Origin of the sequence: Crenobacter intestini (assembly GCF_004919095.1) — a bacterium.
GTDB classification, from domain to species: domain Bacteria; phylum Pseudomonadota; class Gammaproteobacteria; order Burkholderiales; family Chromobacteriaceae; genus Craterilacuibacter; species Craterilacuibacter intestini.
In genome coordinates, this window is record NZ_STGJ01000005.1 from 113,517 (window position 1) to 136,053 (window position 22,537).

At 64.8% G+C, this 22,537-nt stretch carries 22 protein-coding genes, 1 tRNA gene and 1 riboswitch; of the genes, 3 read left to right on the top strand and 20 right to left on the bottom strand.

All coding sequences use genetic code 11. From position 1 onward, the window contains the following. Positions 1 to 56: 56 nt before the first annotated feature. A complete protein-coding gene (ahcY, locus tag E5K04_RS05875; protein WP_136551970.1) occupies positions 57 to 1,457 on the bottom strand; it encodes an adenosylhomocysteinase in 1,401 nt (466 codons plus the stop codon). 68 nt (positions 1,458 to 1,525) lie between these two features. Continuing rightward, a riboswitch (S-adenosyl-L-homocysteine riboswitch) is annotated at positions 1,526 to 1,590 on the bottom strand. A gap of 285 nt (positions 1,591 to 1,875) precedes the next feature. Beyond that, positions 1,876 to 3,045: a methionine adenosyltransferase gene (gene metK / locus E5K04_RS05880; RefSeq protein ID WP_136551971.1), complete on the bottom strand. Its 1,170-nt coding sequence runs from the start codon at positions 3,043 to 3,045 to the stop codon at positions 1,876 to 1,878. Between the two features lie 74 nt (positions 3,046 to 3,119). On the opposite strand from metK, the gene E5K04_RS05885 reads away from it, so the two are divergent. Continuing rightward, a complete protein-coding gene (locus E5K04_RS05885) occupies positions 3,120 to 4,013 on the top strand; it encodes a lysophospholipid acyltransferase family protein (RefSeq protein WP_136551972.1) in 894 nt (297 codons plus the stop codon). Continuing rightward, positions 4,010 to 4,882, top strand: coding sequence for a lipid A biosynthesis lauroyl acyltransferase (locus E5K04_RS05890; protein WP_136551973.1), 873 nt, complete (start codon positions 4,010 to 4,012; stop codon positions 4,880 to 4,882). The genes E5K04_RS05885 and E5K04_RS05890 overlap by 4 nt, the downstream gene beginning before the upstream one ends. Before the next feature lie 298 nt (positions 4,883 to 5,180). Here E5K04_RS05890 and E5K04_RS05895 read toward each other — a convergent pair whose 3' ends face one another. The 18 genes from E5K04_RS05895 to tpiA form a co-directional block, all read right to left on the bottom strand. Further along, positions 5,181 to 5,489, bottom strand: a complete 309-nt coding sequence (locus E5K04_RS05895; protein ID WP_136551974.1) for a DUF2818 family protein — start codon at positions 5,487 to 5,489, stop codon at positions 5,181 to 5,183. Positions 5,490 to 5,560: 71 nt separating this feature from the next. Next, on the bottom strand, positions 5,561 to 7,045 hold the full coding sequence (nuoN, locus tag E5K04_RS05900; RefSeq protein WP_136551975.1) for an NADH-quinone oxidoreductase subunit NuoN: 1,485 nt from the start codon (positions 7,043 to 7,045) through the stop codon (positions 5,561 to 5,563). Positions 7,046 to 7,063: 18 nt separating this feature from the next. Next, positions 7,064 to 8,560, bottom strand: coding sequence for an NADH-quinone oxidoreductase subunit M (locus tag E5K04_RS05905; protein WP_136551976.1), 1,497 nt, complete (start codon positions 8,558 to 8,560; stop codon positions 7,064 to 7,066). A gap of 40 nt (positions 8,561 to 8,600) precedes the next feature. Beyond that, positions 8,601 to 10,646: an NADH-quinone oxidoreductase subunit L gene (nuoL, locus tag E5K04_RS05910; RefSeq protein WP_136551977.1), complete on the bottom strand. Its 2,046-nt coding sequence runs from the start codon at positions 10,644 to 10,646 to the stop codon at positions 8,601 to 8,603. A 28-nt stretch (positions 10,647 to 10,674) separates the two neighbouring features. Continuing rightward, positions 10,675 to 10,980, bottom strand: a complete 306-nt coding sequence (gene nuoK / locus E5K04_RS05915) for an NADH-quinone oxidoreductase subunit NuoK (RefSeq protein WP_136551978.1) — start codon at positions 10,978 to 10,980, stop codon at positions 10,675 to 10,677. 10 nt (positions 10,981 to 10,990) lie between these two features. Beyond that, positions 10,991 to 11,635: an NADH-quinone oxidoreductase subunit J gene (locus E5K04_RS05920; RefSeq protein WP_136551979.1), complete on the bottom strand. Its 645-nt coding sequence runs from the start codon at positions 11,633 to 11,635 to the stop codon at positions 10,991 to 10,993. A 9-nt stretch (positions 11,636 to 11,644) separates the two neighbouring features. After that, a complete protein-coding gene (gene nuoI, locus E5K04_RS05925; protein ID WP_136551980.1) occupies positions 11,645 to 12,124 on the bottom strand; it encodes an NADH-quinone oxidoreductase subunit NuoI in 480 nt (159 codons plus the stop codon). A gap of 21 nt (positions 12,125 to 12,145) precedes the next feature. Continuing rightward, complete coding sequence (gene nuoH, locus E5K04_RS05930) at positions 12,146 to 13,192, bottom strand: NADH-quinone oxidoreductase subunit NuoH (RefSeq protein ID WP_136551981.1); 1,047 nt, start codon at positions 13,190 to 13,192, stop codon at positions 12,146 to 12,148. 3 nt (positions 13,193 to 13,195) lie between these two features. Further along, positions 13,196 to 15,520, bottom strand: coding sequence for an NADH-quinone oxidoreductase subunit NuoG (gene nuoG / locus E5K04_RS05935; protein WP_136551982.1), 2,325 nt, complete (start codon positions 15,518 to 15,520; stop codon positions 13,196 to 13,198). Positions 15,521 to 15,523: 3 nt separating this feature from the next. Further along, positions 15,524 to 16,819 (bottom strand): NADH-quinone oxidoreductase subunit NuoF, encoded by a 1,296-nt coding sequence (nuoF, locus tag E5K04_RS05940; protein WP_136551983.1) that lies wholly within the window; start codon positions 16,817 to 16,819, stop codon positions 15,524 to 15,526. Next, positions 16,819 to 17,319 carry an NADH-quinone oxidoreductase subunit NuoE gene (gene nuoE / locus E5K04_RS05945; protein WP_136551984.1) on the bottom strand — a complete coding sequence of 167 codons (501 nt, stop codon included), beginning with the start codon at positions 17,317 to 17,319 and terminating at the stop codon, positions 16,819 to 16,821. Before nuoE ends, nuoF begins: the two co-directional genes overlap by 1 nt. Further along, the gene (locus E5K04_RS05950) at positions 17,319 to 18,572 is read right to left on the bottom strand and encodes an NADH-quinone oxidoreductase subunit D (protein ID WP_136551985.1); all 1,254 of its coding nucleotides are present in this window, start codon (positions 18,570 to 18,572) and stop codon (positions 17,319 to 17,321) included. The genes nuoE and E5K04_RS05950 overlap by 1 nt, the downstream gene beginning before the upstream one ends. Then, positions 18,565 to 19,152 (bottom strand): NADH-quinone oxidoreductase subunit C, encoded by a 588-nt coding sequence (locus E5K04_RS05955; RefSeq protein WP_136551986.1) that lies wholly within the window; start codon positions 19,150 to 19,152, stop codon positions 18,565 to 18,567. The genes E5K04_RS05950 and E5K04_RS05955 overlap by 8 nt, the downstream gene beginning before the upstream one ends. Before the next feature lie 10 nt (positions 19,153 to 19,162). Continuing rightward, positions 19,163 to 19,639, bottom strand: coding sequence for a NuoB/complex I 20 kDa subunit family protein (locus E5K04_RS05960; RefSeq protein ID WP_136551987.1), 477 nt, complete (start codon positions 19,637 to 19,639; stop codon positions 19,163 to 19,165). Then, positions 19,630 to 19,986 carry an NADH-quinone oxidoreductase subunit A gene (locus tag E5K04_RS05965; RefSeq protein ID WP_136551988.1) on the bottom strand — a complete coding sequence of 119 codons (357 nt, stop codon included), beginning with the start codon at positions 19,984 to 19,986 and terminating at the stop codon, positions 19,630 to 19,632. The genes E5K04_RS05960 and E5K04_RS05965 overlap by 10 nt, the downstream gene beginning before the upstream one ends. 93 nt (positions 19,987 to 20,079) lie before the next feature. After that, positions 20,080 to 20,165: transfer RNA gene (locus E5K04_RS05970), tRNA-Leu, on the bottom strand. 17 nt (positions 20,166 to 20,182) lie between these two features. After that, complete coding sequence (gene secG, locus E5K04_RS05975; RefSeq protein ID WP_136551989.1) at positions 20,183 to 20,530, bottom strand: preprotein translocase subunit SecG; 348 nt, start codon at positions 20,528 to 20,530, stop codon at positions 20,183 to 20,185. A gap of 11 nt (positions 20,531 to 20,541) precedes the next feature. Beyond that, the gene (gene tpiA, locus E5K04_RS05980) at positions 20,542 to 21,276 is read right to left on the bottom strand and encodes a triose-phosphate isomerase (protein WP_136551990.1); all 735 of its coding nucleotides are present in this window, start codon (positions 21,274 to 21,276) and stop codon (positions 20,542 to 20,544) included. 166 nt (positions 21,277 to 21,442) lie between these two features. Between tpiA and pstS the strand changes: the two genes are divergently transcribed. Further along, positions 21,443 to 22,480, top strand: a complete 1,038-nt coding sequence (gene pstS / locus E5K04_RS05985) for a phosphate ABC transporter substrate-binding protein PstS (protein WP_136551991.1) — start codon at positions 21,443 to 21,445, stop codon at positions 22,478 to 22,480. Positions 22,481 to 22,537 lie beyond the last annotated feature (57 nt).

Here is a 22,537-nt window from a genome sequence, read left to right on the forward strand (position 1 = left end):
GTCACGGACAGGCCGGCCCCGTCTTACGCGGGTAGCGCCGGCCTTGCCGCGGTGGATCAGTAGCGGTAGTGCGCCGGCTTGTACGGGCCTTCCTTGGGCACGCTGATGTAGGCGGACTGCTCGTCGGACAGCTCGGTCAGGCGCGCGCCGATGCGCTTGAGGTGCAGGCGGGCGACCTTCTCGTCCAGGTGCTTGGGCAGCACGTAGACTTCACGGCCGTACTTCGCGCCGTTGCAGAAGATCTCGATCTGCGCGAGCACCTGGTTGGTGAAGCTGTTCGACATCACGAACGACGGGTGGCCGGTCGCGCAGCCGAGGTTCACCAAGCGGCCCTCGGCCAGCAGGATGATGCGCTTGCCGTCCGGGAAGATGATGTGGTCGACCTGCGGCTTGATGTTCTCCCACTGGTACTGGCGCAGGCTGGCGACCTCGATTTCGGAGTCGAAGTGGCCGATGTTGCAGACGATCGCGTTGTTGCGCATCGCCTTCATATGCTCATGCGTGATCACGCCGACGTTGCCGGTGGTGGTGACGAAGATGTCGGCTTCACCCGCCACCTCGTCCATGCGCACCACGCGGTAGCCTTCCATCGCCGCCTGCAGTGCGCAGATCGGGTCGATCTCGGTCACCCATACCGTCGCGCCCAGCCCGCGCAGGGACTGCGCGCAACCCTTGCCCACGTCGCCGTAACCCAGCACCACCGCCACCTTGCCGGCGATCATCACGTCGGTCGCGCGCTTGATGCCGTCGACCAGCGATTCGCGGCAGCCGTACAGGTTGTCGAACTTGGACTTGGTCACCGAGTCGTTGACGTTGAACGCCGGGAACGGCAGCTGGCCGTCCTTCTGCAGCTGATACAAGCGGTGCACGCCAGTGGTGGTCTCTTCGGTCACGCCCTTGATATGCGCGAGGCGCTTCGAGTACCAGTGCGGGTCGAGTGCCAGGTGGCGGCGGATCGCGGCGAACAGCGCCACTTCCTCGTCGTTGCCCGGGTGGCCGATCACGCCGATGTCCTGCTCGGCCTTGCTGCCCAGCATCAGGAGCAGCGTCGCGTCGCCGCCGTCGTCCAGGATCATGTTGGCCGGCTGTCCTTCCGGCCATTCGAAGATGCGGTGGGTGTAGTCCCAGTACTCGTCGAGGCTCTCACCCTTGAACGCGAACACCGGGATGCCGGCGGCGGCAATCGCCGCTGCGGCGTGGTCCTGCGTCGAGAAGATGTTGCACGAAGCCCAGCGCACGTCGGCGCCCAGCGCGACCAAGGTCTCGATCAGCACGCCGGTCTGGATGGTCATGTGCAGGCTGCCCGCGATGCGCGCGCCCCTGAGCGGCTGGCTGTGCTTGTACTCCTCGCGCAGCGCCATCAGGCCGGGCATCTCGGTCTCGGCGATCGCCAGTTCCTTGCGGCCCCACTGGGCGAGGTTGATGTCGGCGACCAGGAAATCGTTGAATTCAGCCATCGTGTCGTTCCTTCACGAAGGCCGGGCGGGATGCGGCTCACCCGTCATCCCGTGTCCGGCACGGGTTGCATGGGCGAGTGCGGTTGAAGCGGTCCGGGCCTGGGGCGCAAGCCTCGCAGCACTCCCCGGAATGCGCCGGATTATAACCCATGGATACCTTTTTGGCATTGAGGCGGGGCGACGGACATGAAAAACGGGCCGCACAAGGCGGCCCGTTGGCAGGTGTTGCAACCCTGCGCCCTCATCCGGCGGACCCTCATCCGGCGCTGCGCGCCACCTTCCCCCGCCAGCGGGGGAAGGGATAAGGCCGGAGCCGGTCGAGCGCACACCTTCTCCCGCAAGCGGGAGAAGGAATCAGGCTGGGGCAGGGAGAAGACTCCCCTCTCCCGCTGGCGGGAGAGGGGCCGGGGGGTGAGGGTTACAGCCCGGCGTCGGCGCGCAGCGCCTCGACCTTGTCGGTGCGCTCCCAGCTGAACTCGGGCTCTTCGCGGCCGAAGTGGCCGTAGGCGGCGGTCTTGGTGTAGATCGGGCGCAGCAGGTCGAGCATCTGCACGATGCCCTTCGGGCGCAGGTCGAAGTGGCGCTTCACCAGTTCGACGATCCGCTCGTTCGGGATCGCGTTGGTGCCGAAGGTGTCGACCGAGATCGAGGTCGGCTGGGCGACGCCGATCGCGTACGAAACCTGGATCTGGCACTGGCGCGCGAGGCCAGCGGCGACGATGTTCTTCGCCACGTAACGGCCGGCGTAGGCGGCCGAGCGGTCGACCTTGGACGGGTCCTTGCCGGAGAACGCGCCGCCGCCGTGCGGCGCCGCGCCACCGTAGGTGTCGACGATGATCTTGCGGCCGGTCAGGCCGCAGTCGCCGTGCGGGCCGCCGATGACGAAACGGCCGGTCGGGTTGACCAGGTACTTGGTGGTGGCGGTGATCATCTCCGGCGGCAGCACCGGCTTGATCACGTCTTCGATGATCGCCTCGGTCAGCGCCTTGTGGTCGATGTCCGGGCTGTGCTGGGTGGACAGCACCACGGTGTCGATCGACTTGGGCAGACCGGTGGCAGCGTCGTAGACGCAGGTGAGCTGGCTCTTGGCGTCCGGACGCAGCCACGGCAGGCGGCCGTCCTTGCGCAGCTCGGCCTGGCGCTGCACCAGGCGGTGCGCGTAGTAGATCGGGAATGGCATCAGCGTCGGCGTCTCGTCGCACGCGTAGCCGAACATCAGGCCCTGGTCGCCGGCACCCTGGTCAAGGTCGAGGCCCTCGCCTTCGTTGACGCCCTGCGCGATGTCCGGGCTCTGGCGGTCGTAGCACATCATCACCGCGCAGCCGCGGTAGTCGAAGCCCAGTTCGGAGTCGTCGTAGCCGATGCGCTTGATGGTCTCGCGCGCGACCTTGATGTAGTCGACGTTGGCGTGGGTGGTGATCTCGCCGGCCAGCACGACGAGGCCGGTGTTGACCAGCGTCTCGGCGGCGACGCGCGCCCGCGGGTCTTCGCGCAGGATGGCGTCGAGGATGGCGTCGGAGACCTGGTCCGCGACCTTGTCCGGATGGCCTTCGGAGACCGACTCCGAAGTGAAGAGGTATTCGCTCATGTAGGGATCCCTGGAGTGATGGCTGTCTGTTTGGTGTTAAAATCCGGCGCTTTACCCGGACACAAGGACGCGACATGGCACGCCTTGTACAAATCCTGCTGGCGGCGCTCTCCCGCCTGCCGCTGGCCGCGCTGCAGGCGCTCGGAGGCGCGCTGGGGTCATTGACCCGGCTGGCCTCGCCCGCTTTTGCAGACCGCATAAAAAGCAATCTGAATAATAGCGGGCTCGCCGAAAACAACAATGTGTTGGAAGAATACGTCAAACGTACCGCGCGGGAAACCGGCATGGGTACGCTCGAGCTGGCGATCGCCTGGACGCGAGATTCTAAAGACATCGCGGCGCTGGTCAAGTCCTGCGACGGCTGGCAGCACGTCGAGGCGGCGCTCGCGCGCGGCGACGGGCTGGTGTTCGTCACCCCGCACCTGGGCGCTTACGACATCGCCGGCCGCTACCTGGCGACCCGCCTGCCCTTCCCGATGACCGCGATGTTCCGCCCGCCCAAGTACGCCTTCCTCGAGCCGGTGATGCAGGGCGGCCGCGCGCGCGACGGCGCCGCCACCGCCCCGGCGACGCCAGCCGGCGTGCGCATCGTGATGAAGGCGCTGAGAAACGGCGAGGCGACCATCATCCTGCCCGACCAGGCGCCGGGCAGCGGCGAGGGCGTATGGGCGCCGTTCTTCGGTCAGCCCGCGTACACGATGACGCTGGTGCCGCGCCTCGCGCAGATGAAGAACGTGACCACGCTGATGTTCTGGGGCGAGCGCCTGCCAAACGGCCAGGGCTTCGCCGTGCATATCTCGCCGCTCATGGAGCCCTTCGACGGCGACCGCGATGCCGACGCCGCCCGCCTCAACCGCGAAGTGGAAAGGCTGGTTGGCCAGGCACCGACCCAGTACCTGTGGAGCTACAACCGCTATAAACACCCGGCCGGTGCGCCGCCCAGGCCCGGCACGGAGGACGCCGCATGAAACTCTTTTTTGCCCTGCTCTGGTTACTGCACTGGCTGCCCTTGTCGGTGATCGGCGCGATCAGCCGTGCGCTTGGCCACCTGCTCTACTACGCGGCCATCAGCCGGCGCCGCGTCGGCCTGAACAACCTTGCGCGCTGCTTCCCCGCCATGAAGGAGGCCGAACGCAAGCGCCTGCTCAAACGCCACTTCGGGCATATGGCGCAGCTGTTGCTCGAATACGGCGTGTGCTGGTGGGCCAGCCCGGAGCGCATCAAGCGCCTGGTACGCATCCATCACCTGGAGCGGCTGACCGAGTTGCGCGCGGCGGGCGAGGACGTCATCATCTTCTATCCGCACTTCGTCGGCTTCGAGCTCGCCGCGCTCAGACTCAACCTGGAGATGCCGCTGGTCAGCGTGTACTCGCACCAGAAGAACCAGGCGATGGACAAGATGATCTACGCCGGGCGCAACCGCTTCGACAACGCCTTCATCGTGTCGCGCCAGGAGAGCCTGCGCGCGATCATCAAGGCGATGCGCGCCGACCACGCGCCCTTCCTCTACCTGCCCGACCAGGACTTCGGCCGCCGCGACTCGATCTTCGTGCCCTTCTTCGGCGTACAGGCGGCGACCGTGCCCGGCCTCTCCCGCATCGCAGGGCTCGCCCGCGCGCGCGTAGTGCCGGTGATCCCGCGACGCGTCGCGGGCGGGCTGGAGGTCGACGTCTACCCGGCATGGGACAACTTCCCCAGCGGCGATATCGAGGCGGACACCCGCCGCATGAACGAGTTTCTCGAGCAGCGGGTGCTGGAGATGCCCGAGCAGTACTTCTGGCTGCACAAGCGCTTCAAGACGCGGCCGGAAGGCGAGCCACCGTTCTACCATAAATGAATAAGGCGCCCACGGGCGCCTTGTTCATTGACTGCCATCGCCCTCATCCGGCCGCCCTCATCCGGCGCTGCGCGCCACCTTCTCCCGCAAGCGGGAGAAGGGACTCCGGCCGGTGGGTTACGCCGCCCATTGCCCGCATCGCTGGTCGTACCCGACCTGGGTGGCTAACCCACGTGCTTGCTGCGCACCACCTTCTCACGCTGGCGGGAGAAGGGACGCCGGCCCACATGCAGACCGCAGCCACGCCCTCCCTCTCCCGCGGCCGGGAGAGGGTCGGGGTGAGGGTGAAGGGTGAGGGTCAGGCGGCCTTGCGCACCGGGCGCGCGCGCCAGAAGTGGCGGGCGACGAAGCCGGGGAAGGCGAACACGGTAAACAGCGCGAAGGTGGTCACGTAGAACTGCCAGTTCTGCGCGTGCACCGGCATGTGCTGCGCCTCGAGCACGCGGGCAAGACCGCCCACCGCGAGGTAGAGCACCACCAGCTCCAGCGCCTCCCAGCCGAAATGCTTGTCCTTCACGCGCAGCACGCCGAACAGGCGGCGGCTGACAAAGGGCAGGTTCGCCGCGATACAGGCGACGACGGTCAACAGGATCACACTTTCTTGCACGGTCAGGCTCCATCAATGAAAAAAGGCGTGTCGCGGTCGTCCGCGACACGCCCGGCCGGGGCTTGCTGGTCTCAGAAGCTGGCCAGCGATTGACGCATCGCGTCAATGCAAAGTTCCACCAGACGCTCCGGCAGCAGGCCGATCACCAGCAGCGCCAGCGCGTTGACCGACAGCAAGAGCTTCATGTCGCCGCGCACGACGATGGGCGCGTCGGTCTGGCTGCCGTCAAAGTACATCACCTTGACCACGCGCAGATAGTAGAACGCGCCGACCAGCGACATCAGCACCGCGAACACCGCCAGGTACACCGGCGAGCCCGCGAAGAAGCCGAAGTCGAGCACCGGCAGGTCGACCACCGCGCGCAGCACCGCGAACTTGGCGTAGAAGCCGGCCAGGGGCGGGATGCCGGCCATCGAGAACATCACCAGCAGCATCAGGAAGGCGTACCAGCTATTTCGCGCGTTCAGGCCCTTGAGGTCGTCGACCTTGTCGCATTCGAAGCCTGCGCGCGACAGCGCGAGCAGCACGCCGAAGGCGGCCAGCGACATCAGCACGTAGGTGATCGCGTAGAACATCGCCGAGGCGTAGCCCTGCTCGTTGCCGGCCAACACGCCCAGCAGCAGGAAGCCCATGTGCGAGATGGTCGAGTAGGCGAGCATGCGGCGGATATTGGTCTGCGCGACCGCGGCCAGGTTGCCGATCAGCATCGACAGCGCGGCGATCAGCACCAGCATGCCCTGCCACTGTGCGGCCAGCTCACCCAGGCCCTGCGCCAGGATGCGGATGACGAACACGAAGGCGGCCAGCTTGGGCGCGGCGCCCAGCATCAGCGTCACCGCCAGCGGCGCGCCCTGGTAGACGTCGGGCACCCACATATGGAAGGGCACGGCGCCAAGCTTGAACGCGAGGCCGGCGACCAGGAACACCAGGCCGAACACCAGCAGCACGATATTGGTTTCCGGACGGCCAACGGCACCGGCGATCACGTGGATGTCGAGCGAGCCGGTCGCGCCGTACACCATCGACATGCCGTAGAGCAGCATGCCCGAGGCGAGTGCGCCCAGCACGAAGTACTTCATCGCCGCTTCGGTGCCGGCCGCCGAGTCGCGCTTGAGCGCGATCAGCGCGTACAGCGCCAGCGACAGCAGTTCGAGGCCGATATACAGCGTGACGAAGTTGGCGGAGGACACCATCACGTTCATGCCCAACAGCGCGAACAGGCTGAGCGTGAAGTACTCGCCGCGGAACATGCCGTTGTCGGCGACGTACTGGCGGGTGTACACCAGCGTCGCGGCGGTCGCGCCGTACATGGCGACCTTGATGATGTCGGCGACCGGGTCGTCGACAAACATGCCGGAGAAGGTGGTCACCGCGTACGGCTCGAAGGTCGCGACCTGCAGCACCGCGCACAGCGCCACCGTCAGCAGCGACAGCACATAGGTGACGCCGCGCTTCTCGTCGGGGACGAACAGGTCGAACACCAGGATGAACGACAGCGCACCGAGCAGGAACAGCTCGGGCAGCGCCGGCATCAGATTCAGATCAGCCCAATTCATTGCTTTGTCCTTGTGGCCTTACAGCTTGCTTTGCGCGACATGCGCGATCAGGTCGTTCACCGCGAGGTGCATCTTGTCGACGAACATCTGCGGATACAGGCCCATGCCGAGCACGGCGATGGCCAGCACGACCAGCACCAGGAACTCGCGCTTGTTCACGTCGGTCAGCTCGTCGACGTGGTGGTTGGCCACCTCGCCGAAGATGGTGCGCTTGACCATCCACAGCGTGTACGCGGCGCCGAAGATCAGCGTCAGCGACGCCAGCGCGGCCACCCAGAAGTTCACCTGCAGCGCGCCCATGATCACCATGAACTCGCCGACGAAGCCGGAGGTCGCCGGCAGGCCGGCGTTGGCCATCGCGAACAGCACCATGAAGGCGGCGAAGATCGGCATGCGGTTGGCGACGCCGCCGTAGTCGGCGATGTTGCGGCTGTGCACGCGGTCGTACATCACGCCGATGCAGAAGAACATCGCGGCGGACACGAAGCCGTGGCTGACCATCTGCACGATCGCGCCTTCCACCGCCCACACGTTCAGCTCGGAGCCGGTGAACAGGAACAGGCCGAGGGTGACGAAGCCCATATGCGAGATCGACGAGTACGCGACCAGTTTCTTCATGTCGGTCTGCACCAGCGCGACCAGGCCGATGTAGACGACGGCGACCAGCGACAGCGCAACCACGATGGGCGCGAGCTCACGCGCGGCGTCCGGCACGATGGGCAGCACGAACCGCAGGAAGCCGTAGGCGCCGATCTTCAGGGTGATCGCGGCCAGCACCATCGAGCCGCCGGTCGGCGCCTCGACGTGCGCGTCCGGCAGCCAGGTGTGCACCGGCCACATCGGCACCTTCACCGCGAAGGACATGAAGAAGGCGATGAACAGCAGGATCTGCACGGTCAGCGGGATCTGCGCGATGTCCTGGAACGCCTCGATCGAGAAGCTCTTGCCGGCGGCAAAATAGAGCCAGATCAGCGCGACCAGCATCAGGAGCGAACCCAGCAGCGTGTACAGGAAGAACTTGATCGACGCGTACACGCGGCGCGGGCCGCCCCACACCCCGATGATCAGGTACATCGGGATCAGCATCGCCTCGAAGAACACGTAGAACAGGATCGCGTCCAGCGCGGCGAACGCGCCGTTGATCAGGCCGGACATCACCAGGAAGGCGGCCATGTACTGCGCGACGCGCTGCTCGATCACCTGCCAGCCGGCGATCACCACCATCATGGTGATGAAGCTGTTGAGCACGACGAACAGCATGGACAGGCCGTCGACGCCCAGGTGGTAGTTGATGTTGAGCGCCGAGATCCACGGGGCGAACTCGACGAACTGCATGCCGCCGTTCAGGGTATCGAACGCGGTGAACAGCGGCAGCGACGCGGCGAAACCGAGCGCGGAGCCGGCCAGCGCGATCCAGCGCGCGAGCGGTGCGCGCCTGTCGTCGCCGGTGGCCAGGACCAGGACGCCGGCGATGATCGGCACCCAGATCACCAGACTTAACAGATTGGAAAACATAGTTCGAACCTATTGTTGTTTGCTATTTCCGGCACGCGGCTTATCTGAAGATCAGCTGCGAGAACCACAGGGTAACCAGCACCAGGATGCCGATGATCATGGTCGTGGCGTAGCTGTAGATGAAACCGGTCTGCAGGCGGCGCGCCTTCTGGGCGAGCTTGCCGACCAGCGCGGCCGAGCCGTTCACGATCAGGCCGTCGATCAGCAGCATGTCGCAGATCTTCCAGAAGAAGGTCCCCAGTGCACGGCTGCCCTTGGCGAACACCGCAAAGTACAGCTCGTCGAGGTAGTACTTGTTCTCGAGCAGGCGGTGTACCGGCGCGAAGGTTTCCTTGATCTTCGCCGGAATCTGCGGTGCCTTCATGTAGAAGAACCACGACAGCGCGACACCCGCGAACGCCAGCCAGAACGGCAGCGTCGAGAAGGCGTGCAGGCCCATCGCCATCGCGTGTTCGGCGTGCGGGATCACCGCGGCGAGGCCCGGGTGCGCTTCAAGGTTGGTGAACAGCACGCCCTTGAAGAAGTCGCCGCCGACCATCGGGCCGATCGCGAAGTAGCCGATCACCACCGACGGGATCGCCAGCAGCACCAAGGGCAGCGTCACCACCCCCGGGCTCTCGTGCGGCTTGTCGTTCGGGCCCAGGCCATGGTGGTGGTCGTGGTCCGGCTCTTCGTCCGCGTGGTCGCCGTGGTGGTCGTGCGCGTGCTTGGCGTCCATCCAGCGTTCCTTGCCGTGGAAGACCAGGAAGTACATGCGGAAGGAGTAGAACGCGGTGACGAACACGCCGGCCAGCACGGCGAAGGTCGCGAAACCGGACGCCGGCAGGTTGCTGTGCTCGACGGCCAGGATGATCGAATCCTTCGAGTAGAAGCCCGAGAAGAACGGCGTGCCGATCAGCGCGAGGCTACCCAGCAGGCTGGTGATCCAGGTGATGGGCATGTACTTGCGCAGGCCGCCCATATTGCGCATGTCCTGATCGTGGTGCATGCCGATGATGACCGAACCGGCGGCAAGGAACAGCAGCGCCTTGAAGAAGGCGTGCGTCATCACGTGGAACATCGCCACCGAGTAGGCGGACGCGCCCAGCGCGACGGTCATGTAGCCCAGCTGCGACAGCGTCGAGTAAGCCACCACGCGCTTGATGTCGTTCTGCACGATGCCCAAAAAGCCCATGAACAGCGCGGTGATCGAACCTGCGACCATCACCACGTTCAGCGCGGTGTCAGACAGCTCGAACAGCGGGCTCATGCGCGACACCATGAAGATGCCGGCGGTCACCATGGTCGCCGCGTGGATCAGCGCCGAGATCGGGGTCGGGCCTTCCATCGAGTCCGGCAGCCACACGTGCAGCGGGAACTGCGCGGACTTACCCATCGCGCCGACGAACAGCAGGATGCAGGTCACCGACAGCAAGGACCACTCGACGCCCGGGATGATCTGGATCGTCTTGTCGGCCACTTGCGGCAGCGCGGCGAACACGTCGCTGTAATTGAGCGAGCCGCCGAAGTGCGCGAGCACGAGGCCGATGCCCAGCAGGAAGCCGAAGTCACCGACGCGGTTGACCAGGAAGGCCTTCAGGTTCGCGAAGATCGCCGTCGGGCGCTTGAACCAGAAACCGATCAGCAGGTAGGAGACGAGGCCGACCGCTTCCCAGCCGAAGAACAGCTGGACGAAGTTATTGCTCATCACCAGCATCAGCATGCTGAAGGTAAACAGCGAGATGTAGCTGAAGAAGCGCTGGTAGCCCGGGTCTTCGGCCATGTAGCCGATGGTGTAGATGTGCACCATCAGCGAGACCGAGGTCACCACCACCAGCATGGTCGCCGTCAGCGTGTCGACCAGGAAGCCGACCGAGAACTCCATGCCGCCGACGGTCAGCCAGGTGTAGACCGCCTCGTTGAAAACCGCTCCACCGTTGAGGAAGTAGTGGAGCACCTTGAGCGACAGCGCGGCCGAAACCGCCACACCCGCGATGGTCACGATGTGTGCGGCACGCCGGCCGATCGCCCAGCCAAACAAGCCTGCAATGATGGCCCCCGCCAGCGGCGAGAGGGCGATCAGCAGGTACAAGCTCTTCATATCCATTTTCTGGCTTCTCGTTTGTTGGTATCCGTCAGCCCTTCAGGCTGCCCAGGTCTTCAACGTTGATGGAGCGCTGGTTGCGGAACAGCACGACCAGGATCGCAAGGCCGATCGCGGATTCCGCGGCGGCCACCGTCAGGATGAAGAACACGAAGATCTGGCCGGCGGTGTCGGACAGATAGTGCGAGAAGGCGATGAAGTTGAAGTTCACGGCCAACAGCATCAGCTCGATCGCCATCAGGAGCACGATCACGTTCTTGCGGTTGAGGAAGATCCCCAGCACGCTGATCGAGAACAGCGCCGCGGCCAGCACCAGATAGTGGGTCAGGGTCAGCATCGTGCGCTCCTTACTGCGACTGGGCGGCGTCTGCCGCCTCGGTTTGCGGCGCTTCTTCGCGCACCGCGTCCATCTTCACCACGCGTACGCGGTCGGCCGCCTTCACCTCGACCTGGCGCGCCGGGTCGATGTACTTGCCGTCCTTGCGCTCGCGCTGGGTCAGCGCGATCGCCGCGACGATGGCAAGCAGCAGCAGCACCGCCGCCAGCTCGAATGGCATCAGGTAGGTGGTGTAGATCTCGAGGCCCAGCTGCTTGACGTTACTCGCGTCGGCCGCCAGCGGCGCCGCCGCGGCGTAGTCGGCCAGGCGGGTTTCCGGCGCGGCGAGGATCAGCGCCATCTCGGCGGCCATGATCAGGCCGACGGTGGCCGCCAGCGGGAAGTGCCGCCAGAAACCCTCGCGCAGCTGCTCGACGTTGATGTCGAGCATCATCACCACGAACAGGAACAGCACCATCACGGCGCCGACGTAGACCAGCACCAGCGAGATGGCCAGGAACTCAGCCTCCAGCAGCAACCAGTGCCCGGCGCTGGTGAAGAACGCCAGCACCAGCCACAGGGCGGCGTGCACCGGGTTCTTCGCCGTGATCACGCGAAACGCCGAGAACAGCAGGATCGCGGAGAGCACGTAAAAGACGATCATCGTAAAGCTCATGTTTCCCCCTTAGCGGTACTTGGCGTCGGCCGCTTTGTTCTTGGCGATTTCGGCTTCGTACTTGTCGCCGATCGCCAGCAGCATGGGCTTGGTGTAATAAAGGTCGCCGCGCTTCTCTCCGTGGTACTCGAAGATATGCGTCTCGACGATCGCGTCGACCGGGCACGCCTCCTCGCAGAAGCCGCAGAAGATGCACTTGGTCAGGTCGATGTCGTAGCGGCTGGTGCGGCGGGTGCCGTCGTCACGCTGTTCGGACTCGATGGTGATCGCCAGTGCCGGGCACACCGCCTCGCACAGCTTGCACGCGATGCAGCGCTCTTCGCCATTGGCGTAGCGGCGCTGCGCGTGCAGGCCGCGGAAACGCGGCGACAGCGGCGTCTTCTCTTCCGGGAACTGCACGGTGATCTTCGGCGCGAAGAAGTAGCGCAGCGTCACCGACAGGCCCTTGAGGAGCTCGACCAGGAAGAAGGTCTTGATAAATTTGTTCATCTTGTTTCTCCGGTCCCCGTCTTAAGGCCACAAGGACAGCGGGCTCATCATCCACGCGCCGACTACCACCACCCACACCAGCGTCACCGGGATGAACACCTTCCAGCCCAGGCGCATGATCTGGTCGTAGCGGTAGCGCGGGAACGTCGCGCGGAACCACAGGAAGCAGAACAGCACCAGCGCCATCTTGACGGCGAGCCAGAAGAAACCGGCCGCGCCGAGCAGGCCCCACGACGCAGGGAACGGCGACAGCCAGCCGCCGAGGAACATGATCGAGGTCAGTGCCGCGATCAGGATCATGTTCGCGTACTCGGCAAGGAAGAACACCGCGAAGGCCATGCCCGAGTACTCGACGTGGAAGCCGGCGACGATCTCCGATTCCCCCTCGGCGACGTCGAACGGCGCGCGGTTGGTTTCGGCGACGCCCGAGATCAGGTACACCAGGAACATCGGGAACAGCGGGATCCAGTTCCACGACAGGATCGAACCGCCGGCCATGCCTGCGCCCTGCCGGTTGACGATCTCGACCAGGTTCAGGCTGCCCGACACCATCAGCACGCCGACCAGCGCGAAGCCCATCGCGATCTCGTACGAGACGATCTGCGCGGCCGAGCGCATCGCGCCCAGGAAGGAGTACTTCGAGTTGGCCGCCCAGCCGGCGACGATCACGCCGTACACGCCCATCGAGGTGATCGCCATGATGTAGAGCAGCGACGCGTCGATGTTGGCGAGCACCAGCCCGTCGCCGAACGGCACCACCGCCCACGCGGCGAGCGCCGGCGCGATCGACAGGATGGGACCGACCAGGAACAGGGTCTTGTTCGACTTGGTCGGCAGGATGATCTCCTTCATCAGGAGCTTCACGCCGTCGGCGATCGGCTGCAGCAGGCCCTTGGGGCCGACCCGGTTCGGGCCGATCCGCAATTGCATGTAACCGATCACCTTGCGCTCGGCGAGCGTCAGGTACGCCACCGCACCCATCAGCGGGGCGACGATGGCGACGATCTTCAGCAGGGTCCACACGGCGAGCCCCGCCTCGTTGCCCAGAAGGCTTTGGAAAAACTCCATGGCTTACCCCCGTTTGATCTCGATGGCGTCAAAACGACCGCCCAGCGCCAGCGTATCCTGGCTTGCCGCCGCGACACGCACGCACCCTGCCGCCAGGCCCGCGTCGACGCGGGCACCCATGCGCACCTCTGCCCCGCCCTGCGCCACCAGCACGTCGGCAGGCTCGCCCAGCGACGCGTAGAGGTCGGCCGACATGAGCGCGACCGGTGCGGCCGCGTGTTCGGTCGCCTGCAGCGACGGCGCGTTGCGGCAGATCGCGTCGACCGCGAACATCGGCACCTCGCCCACGCGCACGGTGGCCGCCTTGGTGGACACGTCCGCACGCGCTTCAGAGAGCGCATTGTTCAGGCGGGACTCGATGCTGCCCGCAGCGAGCAGTTCGGCACGCACGTCTTCGGCGCTGTTGAAGCCGAAACCGTCCAGTTGCAGCAGGTTGCCCAGCACGCGCAGTACCTTCCACGCCGGACGGGTCTCGCCCAAGGGCTTGACCACGCCGTTGAACGACTGCAGGCGGCCTTCCATGTTGACGAAGGAGCCGGCGGTCTCGCTGAACGGCGCGATCGGCAGCAGCACGTCGGCGTAGTCGGCGAGGCCTTCGCTGTCGAACATGGTCAGCGCGATCACCGTCTGCGCCTGCTTCAGCGCGGCAACGGCGCCGGCGGCGTCGTAGGCGTCGAACTCGGGCTCGGTGTTCATCAGGAAGTAGGCCTTGCGCGGCGTCGCGAACATTTCGGCCGCGTTGGCGCCGCCGTCCTTCGGCAGCGCGCCGACCGCTTCCGCGCCGGCGCTGTTGGCGGCGTCGGACAGCACGCCGAAACGGCCGCCGCTGACGCGGGCGATTTCCTGCGCGACCGCGTAGACGCTGGCGTAGTTCGGCAGTTGCTGTGCGAGCGCGCCCAGCACCACCGCGCCCTTTTCACCGTCGGCGAGGCTTTGCGCGATCTGGCCGGCTTCGGCCGACACCTCGACGGAAGCAAGGTCGATCGCGGTGTCGCCACCCTTGATCTCGACCAGTGCCTTGAGCACCTGGGCGAGCGCAGCCGCGAGGTTCTGCGGCGCGGCGACCAGCTTGCCGTACACGTTCATCAACAGTTCGTCGTCAGCCACATGCACGACGCTCAGCTTCAGGCGCTTGCGGGCGGCCTGGCGCAGGCGCGCGGCGATCAGCGGCTGTTCGCTGCGCAGGGTGCTGCCGACGACCAGCAGCGCGTCAAGCGCCGACAGCTCGGCCACCGGCAGGCCCAGCCATTCGCCGCCCTGGCGCAAGGCGTCGGCGGAGAAGTCGCTGCGGCCCAGACGGTAGTCGATGTTGGCGACACCGAAGGCGCGCGCGAGCTTCTGCGCGAGGTAGAGCTCTTCGGTGGTCGAGCGCGCGCCCACCAGGAAGCCGACGGCGTCCTTGCCGTGGTCGGCCGACACGCCGTTCAGGCCCTTCACCACGTAGTTCAGCGCGGTTTCCCAGTCGGTGTCGTGCCACTTGCCGTCGAACTTGATCTTCGGGTTCTTCAGGCGGCGCTCGCTATTCAGGCCTTCGTACGAGAAGCGGTCACGGTCCGACAGCCAGCACTCGTTGATCGCCTCGTTCTCCAGCGGCAGCACGCGCATCACGGTGTTCTGCTTGACCTGGACGATCAGGTTGGCGCCGAGGCCGTCGTGCGGGGCGACCGACTTGCGGCGCGACAGCTCCCACGAGCGGGTGCTGTAGCGGAACGGCTTGGAGGTCAGCGCGCCGACCGGGCACAGGTCGATCACGTTGCCCGAGATTTCGGAAGTCACGGTCTTGCCCAGGAAAGGCAGGATTTCCGAGAACTCGCCGCGGTTGGCCATGCCGATTTCCTGGAAGCCGCCGATTTCCTCGGTGAAGCGTACGCAACGCGTGCAGTGGATGCAGCGGCTCATTTCCTCGGCGGAAACCAGCGGGCCCATGTCCTTGCCCGGCACCGAACGCTTTTCTTCCTGGTAGCGGGACTCGCCCTTGCCGTAGCCGACCGCGATATCCTGCAGCTGGCACTCGCCGCCCTGGTCGCAGATCGGGCAATCCAGCGGGTGGTTGATCAGCAGGAATTCCATCACCCCCGCCTGGGCGGTCTTCGCCATGCTGGAGTGGGTATGCACCTTCATGCCGTCGGTGACCGGGGTCGCGCAAGCCGGCAAGGGCTTGGGCGCCTTCTCCACCTCGACCAGGCACATGCGGCAGTTCGCCGCGATCGAGAGCTTCTTGTGGTAGCAGAAATGCGGGATGTAGGTGCCGATCGAATGGGCTGCCTCCATCACCGTGCTGCCCTGCGGGGCGGTCAGTTTCTTGCCGTCGATTTCGATTTCAAGCATCGCTCAACACCATTTGTGGTTCACCAAGGGCTTCCCGTGTTCGATCAGGTACTCGAACTCGTTGCGGAAGTGCTTGGTAAAGCTGCGGACCGGGAAAACGGCGGCATCGGCCAGCGCGCAGATGGTGCGCCCGGCCATGTTGTTGCCGACGGAGTCCAGCAATTCGAGGTCACCCGGACGGCCCTGGCCGTTCGCGATCCGGTGGATCACCTTGTACAGCCAGCCCGTGCCTTCGCGGCACGGCGTGCACTGGCCGCAGGACTCTTCGTGGTAGAAATACGCGAGGCGTTCGAGCGCGCGCACCATGCACACGTCTTCGTTCATCACGATGACCGCGCCCGAGCCCAGCATGGAGCCGGCCTTCGAGATGCTGTCGTAGTCCATGGTCAGGCCCATCATCACGTCGCCCGGCAGCACCGGCGCGGACGAGCCGCCCGGGATCACCGCCTTGAGCTTCTTGCCGTCGCGCATGCCGCCGGCCATCTCCAGGAGTTCGGAGAACGGGGTGCCCAGCGGGATCTCGTAGTTGCCCGGACGGTTCACGTGGCCGGACACCGAGAACAGCTTGGTGCCGCCGTTGTTCGGCTTGCCCGCTTCCAGGAACTTCTGCGCGCCGTCACGGATGATGAACGGCACGGAGGCGAACGACTCGGTGTTGTTGATGGTGGTCGGCTTGCCGTACAGGCCGAACGACGCCGGGAACGGCGGCTTGAAGCGCGGCTGGCCCTTCTTGCCTTCCAGCGATTCCAAGAGCGCGGTTTCCTCGCCGCAGATGTACGCGCCATAGCCGTGCGCGGCGTACAGCTCGAAATTGAAGCCCGAGCCCAGGATGTTGCTGCCGAGGTAACCGGCGGCACGCGCTTCGTCCAGCGCCTCCTCGAACTGCTCGTACGCCTCGAAGATCTCGCCGTGGATGTAGTTGTAACCGGCGCGGCAGCCCATCGCGTAACCGCCGATGATCATGCCCTCGATCAGCGCGTGCGGGTTGAAGCGCAGGATGTCGCGGTCCTTGAAAGTACCCGGCTCGCCCTCGTCGGTGTTGCACACCACGTACTTGTCGCCCTGGAAGGCGCGCGGCATGAAGCTCCACTTGAGGCCGGTCGGGAAGCCTGCGCCGCCACGGCCGCGCAGGCCGGAGTTCTTGACCTCGGCGATCACCTCATCCTGCGGCATCGCGCCTTGCAGGATCTTTTTCAGCGCGGCGTAGCCGCCGCGTGCCTCGTAGGCGGCCAGACGCCAAGCGTTCGCGGCCTGGGTGTCGACGCCTTCGAAAATCACGCCACTTTTGAAGATCGCCATTACTTGAGCTCCGCCAGTTTCTTGTCGATGGCTTCCGGCGACATGTGGCTGCACATATGGTGGTTGTTCACCAGCAGCACCGGCGCGTCGCCGCAGGCGCCCATGCACTCGCCCTCGAGCAGGGTGTACTTGCCGTCGGCCGAGGTCTCGCCGATGGCGATCCCCAGCTTCTCGGACAGGTACTTGGCGGCGGAGACGCCGCCGGAGAGCGCGCACGGCAGGTTGGTGCAGACGGTGATCTTGTACTGCCCCACCGGCTTCATGTCGTACATGTTGTAGAAAGTGGCGACCTCGTACGCGGCTACCGGGGCGATGCCCAGGTAGTTGGCGACGAACTCGATCACGTCAGCGTTCAGGCAGCGCGCGTCAGGCGTCTGGCCCTGTTCCCGCCGTTCAGTCAGCGCGATCCTCAGCGCGGCCATCACCGCCGAACGCTTCTGGTCGGCGGGGTACTTGGCGACTTCGCGGTCGATCTTTGCAAGCGATTGTGCGGACAGCATCAGCGGTCAATCTCCCCAAACACGATATCCTGCGTGCCGATGATCGCGACGACGTCGGCGATCATGTGGCCGCGCGACATTTCGTCCAGACCCGCCAGGTGGGCGTAGCCGGGCGCACGGATCTTCAGGCGGTAAGGCTTGTTCGCGCCGTCGGAGACGAGGTAGATGCCGAACTCGCCCTTCGGGTGTTCGGTACCCACGTAGACCTCGCCCTCCGGCACATGCATGCCCTCGGAGAAGAGCTTGAAGTGGTGGATCAGCTCTTCCATGTTCGACTTCATCGACTCGCGCGACGGCGGCGCGACCTTGTGGTTGTCGCTGATCACCGGGCCCGGGTTGCCACGCAGCCACTTCACGCACTGGGCGATGATGCGGTTGGACTGGCGCATCTCCTCGACGCGCACCAGGTAGCGGTCGTAGCAGTCGCCGGTGACGCCGACCGGCACGTCGAAGTCCATCTCGGCGTACACGTCGTAAGGCTGGGTCTTGCGAAGGTCCCACGCGATGCCGGAGCCGCGCAGCATCGGGCCGGTGAAGCCCAGCTGCAGCGCGCGCTCGGGGCTGACCACGCCGATGCCGACCGTACGCTGCTTCCAGATGCGGTTGTCGGTGAGCAGCGTCTCGTACTCGTCGACGCAGGCCGGGAAGCGGCGGGTGAAGTCTTCGATGAAGTCGAGCAGCGAACCCTGGCGGTTCTCGTTCAGGCGCGCGATTTCCTTCGCGTTGCGGATCTTGGACGCGGTGTACTGCGGCATGGTGTCCGGCAGGTCGCGGTATACGCCGCCCGGGCGGAAGTACGCCGCGTGCAGACGCGCGCCGGAGACCGCCTCGTAGCAGTCCATCAGGTCTTCACGCTCGCGGAACGCGTACAGGAACATCGTCATCGCGCCGATGTCGATCGAGTGCGCGCCGATCCACAGCAGGTGGTTCAGGATGCGGGTGATCTCGGCGAACATCACGCGGATGTACTGTGCGCGGATGGGTACGTCGACGCCGGTCAGCTTCTCGATCGCCAGGCAGTACGCGTGCTCGTTGCACATCATCGACACGTAGTCGAGACGGTCCATGTACGGCAGCGACTGGATGAAGGTCTTCTGCTCGGCAAGCTTCTCGGTGCCGCGGTGCAACAGGCCGATATGCGGGTCGGCGCGCTGCACCACCTCGCCGTCCAGTTCCAGCACCAGGCGCAGCACGCCGTGCGCGGCCGGGTGCTGCGGGCCGAAGTTCAGCGTGTAATTGCGGATATCAGCCACCGTAGTTCTCCTCGCGGACGATGCGCGGCGTGATCTCGCGCGGCTCGATGGTGACCGGCTGGTAGATCACGCGTTGCTGCGTCGCGTCGTAGCGCATTTCGACAAAGCCCGACACCGGGAAGTCCTTGCGGAACGGGTGGCCGACGAAACCGTAGTCGGTCAGCAGGCGGCGCAGGTCGGGGTGGCCTTCGAACATCAGGCCGTACAGGTCGAACGCCTCGCGTTCGTACCAGTTCAGGCAGTTCCAGACGCCGGTCAGCGTCGGCAGGACGGGGAAATCGTCGTCTTCGGCGAAACAGCGCAGGCGCAGGCGGACATTGTGCTGGACCGACAACAGCTGGTAGACGGCCGCGAAGCGCGGGCCGTCCCAGGGTTGGTCCTTGTAGGCGCTGTAGTCCATGCCGCACATATCGATGCACTGCTCGAAGCCGGCCTGATCGCGCAGGATGGTGGCGACTTCGAGCAAGTCTTGTGCCTTGCATACGACAGTCAGCTCATTAAACGCCATTGTGCTATGCACAACACGCGACGCGAGCAGACCCTCGACGCTCGACTTGAGCGCTTCCAGTTTGGAGGCCATGGTTACTCCCTCAGCGGGCGATGGTGTTGGTGCGTTTGATCTTGTTCTGCAGCTGGATGATGCCGTACAGCAGGGCTTCCGCGGTCGGCGGGCAGCCCGGCACGTAGACGTCGACCGGCACGATGCGGTCACAGCCACGGACGACCGAGTACGAATAGTGGTAGTAACCACCACCGTTGGCGCACGACCCCATCGACAGCACCCAGCGGGGCTCGGCCATCTGGTCGTACACCTTGCGCAACGCCGGCGCCATCTTGTTGCACAGCGTGCCGGCGACGATCATCAGGTCGGATTGGCGGGGACTCGGACGGAACACGATGCCGAAACGGTCGAGGTCGTAACGCGCGGCCCCGGCGTGCATCATTTCCACCGCACAGCAGGCAAGGCCGAAGGTCATCGGCCACATCGAACCCGTGCGGGTCCAGTTGATCAGGGTATCAGCCGTGGTGGTGATGAAGCCCTTCTCGAGGATACCTTCTACTCCCATTCCAGCGCCCCCTTCTTCCATTCATAGATAAAGCCGATCGTCAGGATGGCCAGGAAGACCAGCATGGCGCCGAAGCCGAACATGCCGATATCCCGCAGCACGACGGCCCACGGGAACAGGAAGGCGATTTCGAGATCGAACAGAATGAACAGAATCGCGACGAGGTAGTAACGCACATCAAAACGCATGCGCGTGTCTTCGAAGGCTTCGAAGCCACACTCGTACGGAGACAGTTTCTCGGCGTCGGGTCTATTGGGTGCGACGAGCTTACCGAGAACGATAGGCCCGACACCGACCAGCAGGCCGATGACGACAAACATCAAGATGGGAAAATAATTTTGCAGCATTTCCCGATTACCCCTAAAAAAAGGAGGTTTCCCTCCTGCGCTCCAAAAAAAAACAGGTCAACGGTTTCCCGATGACCTGTTTTTTAGATTTTGTGGTGCCGACAGTGAGACTCGAACTCACACAGCCTATGGCCACTACCCCCTCAAGATAGCGTGTCTACCAATTTCACCATGTCGGCACTGAACAAACCTTGGTTTACTCCGGTATTGCGGGACCGGGTTTATTATTATCAGCCGCACCGCCCGGGACTTGCGGCGCGGACTGCTGTACACCACCCATCACACCCAGATCGTTCTGTCTCTCGATGGACAGATAGGACAAGGCAAGACAGGTCGAGAAGAAGACAACCGCGAGTACCGCAGTGCTCCGACTCATAAAATTCGAGGAACCAGAGGCTCCGAACAAGCTACCGGACGAACCGCCACCACCACCGAAAGCCGCACCCATATCAGCACCCTTGCCGTGCTGCAACAGAACAAGGACGATCACGGCGACTGCGGAGAGCAGATTTACGATCCAGAGCAGTGTTTTCAGGAGTTCCATGTTACCTACTTTTATGCGGCATTGCAAATCGATTTAAACGTTTCGGCATCCAGCGAAGCTCCACCTACCAGCGCCCCATCTACCCCGGGTACTGAAAAGATCGCTTCAGCGTTGTCTGCCTTGACGCTGCCGCCGTAGAGGACGCGAATATTATCAGCGCCCCTACCGCATTGCAATAGCCATTTTTTGATTTCCTGGTGGATTTCTTCAATTTGGCCGGTTTCTGCCACTTTTCCGGTACCAATCGCCCAAACCGGTTCGTAGGCAACCACCAAGGCCCGCCCCGCGTAAGCCTCAAGTACGGACAGCTGCGAACGGATCACCGTCAGCGCCGCTCCCGCCTCGCGCTCGGCGAGCGTCTCGCCGACGCACAACACCGGGGTGAGCCCGGACTGACGGCAGGCTTCGAGCTTGTCGGCGAGCACCGTATTGTCCTCGCCGAAATACTGGCGGCGCTCGGAGTGGCCGACCAGCACGTAGCGCACACCCAGGTCCGCGAGCATCGCGGCGGAAACTTCGCCGGTGTACGCGCCGTCGCCGGCAAAGCGGCTGACGTCCTGCGCGCACAACGCAAGCGGCGTGCCCGCAAGCGCGGCCCCCAGCTGGCCAAGATAGGCGGCAGGCGGCGCGACGCCAACGCCGTCGCGGCACACCGCAGGCAGCGCCTTGAGCGCGGCGATCAAGTCCGCGTTGCGCCCGGTGCGCCCATTCATCTTCCAGTTGCCGATGACCAGCTTCTCGCTCATGACCCTTGATTCCCTGCTTAATATTCGATGCGCCGTATTATGTCAGAGCCTTGCCGGGTGCGGCTACGCGAGCCCTCGACCCGGCCGCTTTGCAACATGTAATATTTCTGCAAAGAAGGCCGGTTACGATGCGCACATCCCAACCCGACACCCAACCGGAGTCAGCATGAAACAGACCGTCCGCTTCGCCGCCACGATCGCCCTGTGCGGTGGCTTTGCAGCCCCCGCCTTCGCCGCCGACATCACCGGCGCCGGCGCGTCCTTCCCCTACCCGCTGTACGCCAAGTGGGCCGAGGCTTACAAGGCCAAGACCGGCAACCAGGTGAACTACCAGTCGATCGGCTCCGGCGGCGGCATCAAGCAGATCGAGTCGAAGACGGTCGACTTCGGCGCGTCCGACATGCCGCTCAAGGCGGAAGACCTGGCCAAGAAGGGCCTGGTGCAGTTCCCGACCGTGATCGGCGGCGTGGTGCCGGTGGTCAACCTGCCGGGCGTCACCCCGGGCCAGCTCAAGCTGACCGGCGCGCTGCTGTCCGACATCTACCTGGGCAAGGTCAGCAACTGGAACGACCCGGCGATCGCCAAGCTGAACCCGGGCGTCAAGCTGCCTGACCAGAAGATCACCCCGGTACGCCGCTCCGACGGCTCGGGCACCACCTTCGTGTTCACCGACTACCTCTCCAAGGTGTCGCCGGAGTGGAAGTCCGCCATCGGCGCCAACACCACCGTCGCCTGGAAGGTCGGCGTCGGCGGCAAGGGCAACGAAGGCGTCGCCAACTACGTGAACCGCATCAAGGGTTCGGTCGGTTACGTCGAGTACGCATACGCCAAGGTCAACAAGCTCTCGCACGCTGCCGTGCAGAACGCCGCCGGCACCTTCGTGCAGCCGGACGACAAGACCTTCGCGGCCGCCGCAGCCGGTGCCGACTGGAAAGGCACGCCGGGCTTCAGCCTGATCCTGACCAACGCGCAGGGCAAGGAGAGCTGGCCGATCACCAGCGCGACCTTCATCCTGATGCAGAAGAGCACCGACAAGGCCGAGGGCAGCAGCGAAGCGCTGAAGTTCTTCGACTGGGCGTACAAGGACGGCAGCCAGATGGCGCTGCAACTGGACTACGTGCCGCTGCCGGCCAACGTGCAGAACCTGATCCGCACCTCGTGGAAAGAGATCAAGACCAGCGCCGGCCAGAGCGTCTGGAAATAAGCGGGACACACCGCTGAGAAATCCGGCCGGGGGACTCCCCCGGCCTTTTGCCTGAAA